General features: G+C 59.1%; 5 protein-coding genes, 1 tRNA gene and 1 riboswitch. Of the genes, 5 read left to right on the top strand and 1 reads right to left on the bottom strand.

All coding sequences use genetic code 11. The features are described 5' to 3' along the window. The coding region (locus tag U9R81_RS04860) for a carbon monoxide dehydrogenase subunit G (RefSeq protein WP_322494388.1) at window positions 1-503 on the bottom strand (503 nt) is incomplete at its 3' end. A 386-nt stretch (window positions 504-889) separates the two neighbouring features. Further along, a riboswitch (SAM riboswitch) is annotated at window positions 890-1,001 on the top strand. Window positions 1,002-1,109: 108 nt separating this feature from the next. Between U9R81_RS04860 and U9R81_RS04855 the strand changes: the two genes are divergently transcribed. The 5 genes from U9R81_RS04855 to U9R81_RS04835 all read left to right on the top strand — a co-directional run bounded on the left by U9R81_RS04855 (window position 1,110) and on the right by U9R81_RS04835 (window position 5,448). After that, a complete protein-coding gene (locus U9R81_RS04855; protein WP_322494387.1) occupies window positions 1,110-2,405 on the top strand; it encodes a homocysteine synthase in 1,296 nt (431 codons plus the stop codon). A gap of 81 nt (window positions 2,406-2,486) precedes the next feature. Then, entirely contained in the window at window positions 2,487-3,623 is a 1,137-nt protein-coding gene (gene metX, locus U9R81_RS04850) for a homoserine O-acetyltransferase MetX (RefSeq protein ID WP_322494386.1), read from the top strand. A gap of 152 nt (window positions 3,624-3,775) precedes the next feature. After that, window positions 3,776-4,792, top strand: a complete 1,017-nt coding sequence (locus U9R81_RS04845) for a HAMP domain-containing sensor histidine kinase (RefSeq protein ID WP_322494385.1) — start codon at window positions 3,776-3,778, stop codon at window positions 4,790-4,792. Window positions 4,793-4,811: 19 nt separating this feature from the next. After that, the gene (locus tag U9R81_RS04840) at window positions 4,812-5,297 is read left to right on the top strand and encodes an aminoacyl-tRNA deacylase (protein WP_322494384.1); all 486 of its coding nucleotides are present in this window, start codon (window positions 4,812-4,814) and stop codon (window positions 5,295-5,297) included. A 79-nt stretch (window positions 5,298-5,376) separates the two neighbouring features. Next, window positions 5,377-5,448, top strand: a tRNA-Cys gene (locus tag U9R81_RS04835).

The raw sequence follows: 5,448 nt of genomic DNA, 5'->3' as shown, positions 1-5,448 counted from the left end.
GGCGGCGCGGCGACCGGTGCAGGTGCAGCAACCGGTTCAGGTGCGGCTTCGACACTGCCGGCGCGCCGCGCCTCGATCTGGGCCGCGAGCGCCTTCAGACTCTGCCCGATCAATGTTTTGGCGGCGCCATCGAGCAGGCGCTGGCCAACACTGGCAATGGTGCCACCTATATGCGCTTCGCCACCGTAATCGAGGATCGTCTGGCCGTTTTCTTCGCGCAGAGTAATGCTACCCGAACCCTTCAGAAAACCATTGCTCCCCTTACCATCGACGTGAATCTCATACGACTCAGGCGCCTGAATATTGTCGATCTTCACCCGTCCGCTATACACGCCACGCACTGCTTGGAGACCAATCTTCAGCGTGCTCTCGTATTCGTTTTCGCCAACTTGCTCAAGACGCTGACAGCCGGGAATAGTGCGAGCTAAGACTTCCGGATCATTCAACGCAGCCCACACCTCATCACGGCTAGCCGCAAAGATGTAATTGCCGGCGATCTTCACACTGACTCCTTACTGCCCGGTTCGTAGGTATGGAGCCGGGCAACCTCTGTAGAAAGACGAGCATCCCTTAGTTGTTCCACGCTCTCCCCCGTAGAACTGGGAGAGCAGGCTTCACATGAGGTAGTATACTCGAGATAGTCTTATGCACATTTCGTTATGGGTTCCATATCTATCGTACTCAACGGCACAGGTTTTGTCAAGGAAATGTGCAGGTCAAGTTGGCTGCGGTACGGATAGCGCAGCGATCACCGGTTCTGCATGGGCTGATACCGAAAACGGGGCAAAATTCCTTGCCGAGATACTTGACAAAGACAAGTCGCATAGTTTATATTACCAACGATGTACTGGTGTAGGCGACACCAACGCGCACCTCAACAACATACACGCACTCATCCAGAGCGGTGGAGGGACCGGCCCGTTGAAACCGCAGCAACCCTCGCATGCGTCGCCGCGTGCGAACGGTGCTAATTCCGGCAGAAGTGTTCTGGAAGATGAGCGACGTGGCAGCGCGGCTTGCCGCAATGGTTTCACGCCCTCATCGCAGTTGAGGGCGTTTTTGTTGCCTGCAATCTGGCTTACTTTGATGAATGCTTGAGGAGGTTGTTCATGTCCGATGCTCCGCGCTTCACCGGTTTCGAGACGCTCGCCCTGCATGCCGGCCAAACCCCTGATCCGGCGACCGGATCGCGGGCCGTGCCGATCTATGCCACCACGTCGTACCAGTTCAAAGATACCGATCACGCAGCGCGCCTCTTTAACCTGCAAGAGTTTGGCAACATCTATACTCGGATCATGAATCCGACGACCGATGTGTTCGAGCAGCGCATGGCGGCGTTGGAAGGCGGGGTGGGCGCGTTGGCGTTGGCGTCGGGGCAAGCCGCCGAAACGCTGGCGATTCTCAATCTGGCCGGCAGCGGCGACAACATCGTCGCCTCGTCGGATCTGTACGGCGGCACCTACAACCTCTTCCGCCATACTTTGCCGAAACTCGGCATTACCACGCGCTTTGTCGATGCCCGTGACTACGACGGCTTTGCGGCGGCGATTGACGACCGCACCAAAGCCTTCTTCCTCGAATTGGTTGGCAATCCGCGGCTCGATGTACTCGATCTCGAGCGGATCGCGGCGATTGCCCACGAGCGTGGCGTGCCGGTGATCGTTGATGCGACGACGGTAACGCCGTACTTGTGGCAGCCGATCAAGCATGGCGCCGACATTGTGATCCACTCGGCGACCAAATATATCGGCGGGCACGGCACCGCCATTGGCGGGATCATCGTTGATAGCGGCAAATTTGATTGGGCGGCGAGCGGGCGCTTCCCCGAATTCACTAGTCCCGATCCGAGCTATCATGGCTTAGTGTACACGCAGACCTTCGGCAATCTGGCCTATATCCTCAAGGCGCGAGTGCAAGGGTTGCGTGATATTGGCGCGGCGCTCAGCCCATTCAACAGTTTCCTCTTCTTGCAGGGGTTGGAAACGCTGCCGTTGCGGATGGAGCGGCACAGCAAGAATGCGCTGGCGGTGGCCCGTTACCTCAGCGAGCATCCGAAGGTGGCATGGGTGAACTATCCCGGTCTGCCCAGCCATCCAAGCTACGCGCTAGCCCAGAAGTATCTGCCGCGCGGCCAGAGCGGGATCGTCGGCTTTGGCTTGAAAGGCGGGCGGGTGGCCGGCCGCACCTTCATTGAGCGGCTGCGCCTCTTCTCGCATCTGGCCAACATTGGCGACGCCAAGAGCCTCGCCATCCATCCGGCTACGACGACCCACAGCCAGTTGACGCCGGAGGAGCAGCGGCTGACTGGCGTGACCGATGATTATGTACGGCTCTCGATTGGTCTTGAGACGATCGACGATATTTTGGCCGATCTCGATCAAGCGCTAGCCGGGACGCCGTCATAATATACCGCGGGCACGGCGGCGACAATGGCGTTGCCGCTCTTGCCCGCTGCCCGGCTTCCTTGCAGTCAGGAGAAGATGTAGATGGAAGCTTTCGTTCATGCGCCAACCCCAGAGGGGGTTGGCTATGTGCGCACCCAGCGTATGCATTGGACAACACCGCTGACGTTGGCGAGCGGTGCGACGCTGGGACCGTTGACGCTGGCTTACGAAACGTATGGTGAATTGGCGCCCGATCGCTCGAATGCGATCTTGATCTTGCATGCCCTGTCGGGTGATGCGCATGCGGCTGGCTATCATAGTCCCACCGACCGCAAACCGGGTTGGTGGGATGGCATGATCGGGCCGGGGCGCGCGTTTGATACCAACCGCTACTTTGTGATCTGCTCGAACGTGATCGGCGGCTGTCGCGGCTCGACCGGCCCCTCGAGCCCGCATCCGGCGGATGGCAATCCGTATGGATCGCGCTTTCCGATCATCACGATCGAAGATATGGTGCGTGCCCAACAACGCTTGATCGATGCGTTGGGGATCGAAACCTTGCTGGCGGTGGCTGGCGGCTCGATGGGCGGGTTTCAGGCCTTAACATGGGCGGTTGAGTACCCGCAGCGGGTGCGCGGCGCGATCTTGCTCGCCACCAGCGCCCGCTCAAGCCCGCAAACGGTGGCGTGGAACTACATTGGCCGGCGCGCGATTATGGCTGATCCACGCTGGCAAGGCGGCGATTACTACGATGGTGAACCGCCGCGCGACGGGTTGGCAGTGGCGCGTATGCTCGGCCACATCACCTATCTATGCGAAGAGAAGCTGGAGCAGCGGTTTGGCCGGCGCGGCGATCCCGGCGCCCTCGATTTGGGGCCGCGGTTCGCGATTGAACACTACCTTGAACACCAAGCGGCTCGCTTCAACGACCGGTTTGACGCTAATTCGTACCTTGTCATCACCCGCGCTATGGATAGCTGGGATCTAGCGGCGCGTTACGGTTCGCTGGAAGCAGCCTTTGATCAAGCGCAGGCGCGGTTCCTTGGCTTGGCCTACAGCAGCGACTGGCTTTACCCGCCGAGAGAGACGTATCAGATGGCGGCGGCAGCCCAAGTGGTGGGCCGTTCGTTTACCACACACCTGATTGATACTGATGCCGGTCACGACGCTTTTCTGACTGACCTTGACATGCAGAGCGTATTGATCCGCGATTTCCTTGCGCGGTTGGCGGCTGAATAGCAGGAAGAGCGCATAATAAGCCAGTCTTGACGCTTTCAGTAAGCGCAGCGTATGCGCCGGTTGCGCGAAGCTGTTTACCTTCACACTGGTTTGCGGTAAGATAACAGTGCTCTACATATAGATGTCTTTCTGTACCAGTGGGTGAGGGTTCCTTGAAACACGCCGTACTGTGGCTCAAGCGATGGTTGCCATCGGCAAGCTGGCATCGGCTTGCTCTGGCATTATTGGGCGTGTTGGTTGCTTCAGCAGCGCTCGCCTTGGCATTCGGCAGCGGCTGGTGGTTGGCGGCGTTAGCTGGGTTAGGCGGGATAAGCGTAGCGCTCGCATGGTATAGCTGGCATGAGCGCTCACAGCGGGCCGAACTGCAACGCCATCTTGTCGACCTTGAGCGTGAATTAGCCGAAGCGCGCGCTGCGGCGATGCGGGCCAAAAGTGCATTCTTGGCGAACATGAGCCACGAGTTGCGTACACCGCTAAATACGATTATCGGCTACAGCGAATTATTGCACGAAGACGCACAGGAAGGCGCACTAAGCCCAGCGCGTGCGATCACTCGCCTCCAACGCATCAGAGAAGCAGCCGGACAGTTGCTGATCCTGATTAACGATGTGCTCGATCTGGCCCGGCTGGAGGCTGGCGAGGTGGTGGTGAGCCGGGAAAGCTGGCCGCTGGGGCTGCTGATCGATGAAGTGCAAACGGCAATCGCGCCGTTGGCGAATACGCACAGCAACCGGCTGTCGATCGATCTGGCGGTTGATCCGGCGACGATCATCGAGGTCGATCGGGCGAAGGTGCGCCAGATTTTGTTGCACCTCTTGCAAAATGCGGTGAAGTTTACCCGCCAAGGCGAGATTAGGTTGGCGGTGGCAATCCGTGATGACGGGGAAGGGCCGGCAGTGTTGAGCCTCAGTGTGAGCGATACCGGCATTGGGATGAGCCGTGAGCAGCTCGATGTCCTATTTGAGCCGTTCGTCCGTTTTGATGAAGCGTTAACCCAACGCCATAGCGGTGCTGGGATTAGTTTAGCGATTGCCCAGCGGTTGTGTATGGTGATGGGTGGTACGATTGCGGCAACGAGCCAACCCGGTAAAGGGTCAACGTTTTTGGTGACCATCCCGCTGGTAGCCGCTTGCGCACTGTTGCGCACCGTTAGCGATAGCTGTCAATGAACAGTGATCGAACATCTCTATGGCCGATAAACTGAATTCGATGCGCCTGCTCGATCGCCAACGCATCCCGTATACCGTCCACGAGTACGACTCATCAGTGCCGGATGCAGTGGCTGTCGCGGCGGCGATTGGCGTCCCAGTGGCGCAGGTCTTCAAGACGCTGGTTGTGCTTGGCGCTGGCGCGCGGCCAGCCTTGGCAATGGTGCCGGCTGATTGCCAGCTTGATCTCAAGCGCCTTGCAATGGTGGCCGGCGCCAAGCGGTTTGATATGGCGCCGCATGCCGAAGCCGAACGCCTGACCGGGTTGCGAGTCGGCGGTATCGGCGCGCTGGCGCTGATGGCGAAGCGGTGGCCGTCATATCTTGATGAATCGGCGCTGATGCATCCGATCATCTATGTCAATGCCGGCCAACGCGGGGTGATGATCGGTATCGCGCCATCTGATTTGGTGCGGGTGGTAGGGGCCGCAATAGGAGCAATTGCTGCGCAGGTGTCATCGTTGTAGGCCGTATGGGAGAGTGACGGCAGCCGTCTGCCGGCGCTAGTTGCACGGTTGGCTTGCCTGTGCTAGAATAAAGGGCGATGGCGACGTAGCAAAGTGGTAATGCAGCGGTCTGCAAAACCGCCATTCGCGGGTTCGATTCCCGCCGTCGCCT

It is taken from the genome of Chloroflexus sp. (assembly GCF_034435895.1).
Classification (GTDB): Bacteria; Chloroflexota; Chloroflexia; order Chloroflexales; family Chloroflexaceae; genus Chloroflexus.
The sequence above is the reverse complement of the archived record's forward strand: the minus strand, read 5'-3'. Positions and strand labels throughout refer to the sequence as shown.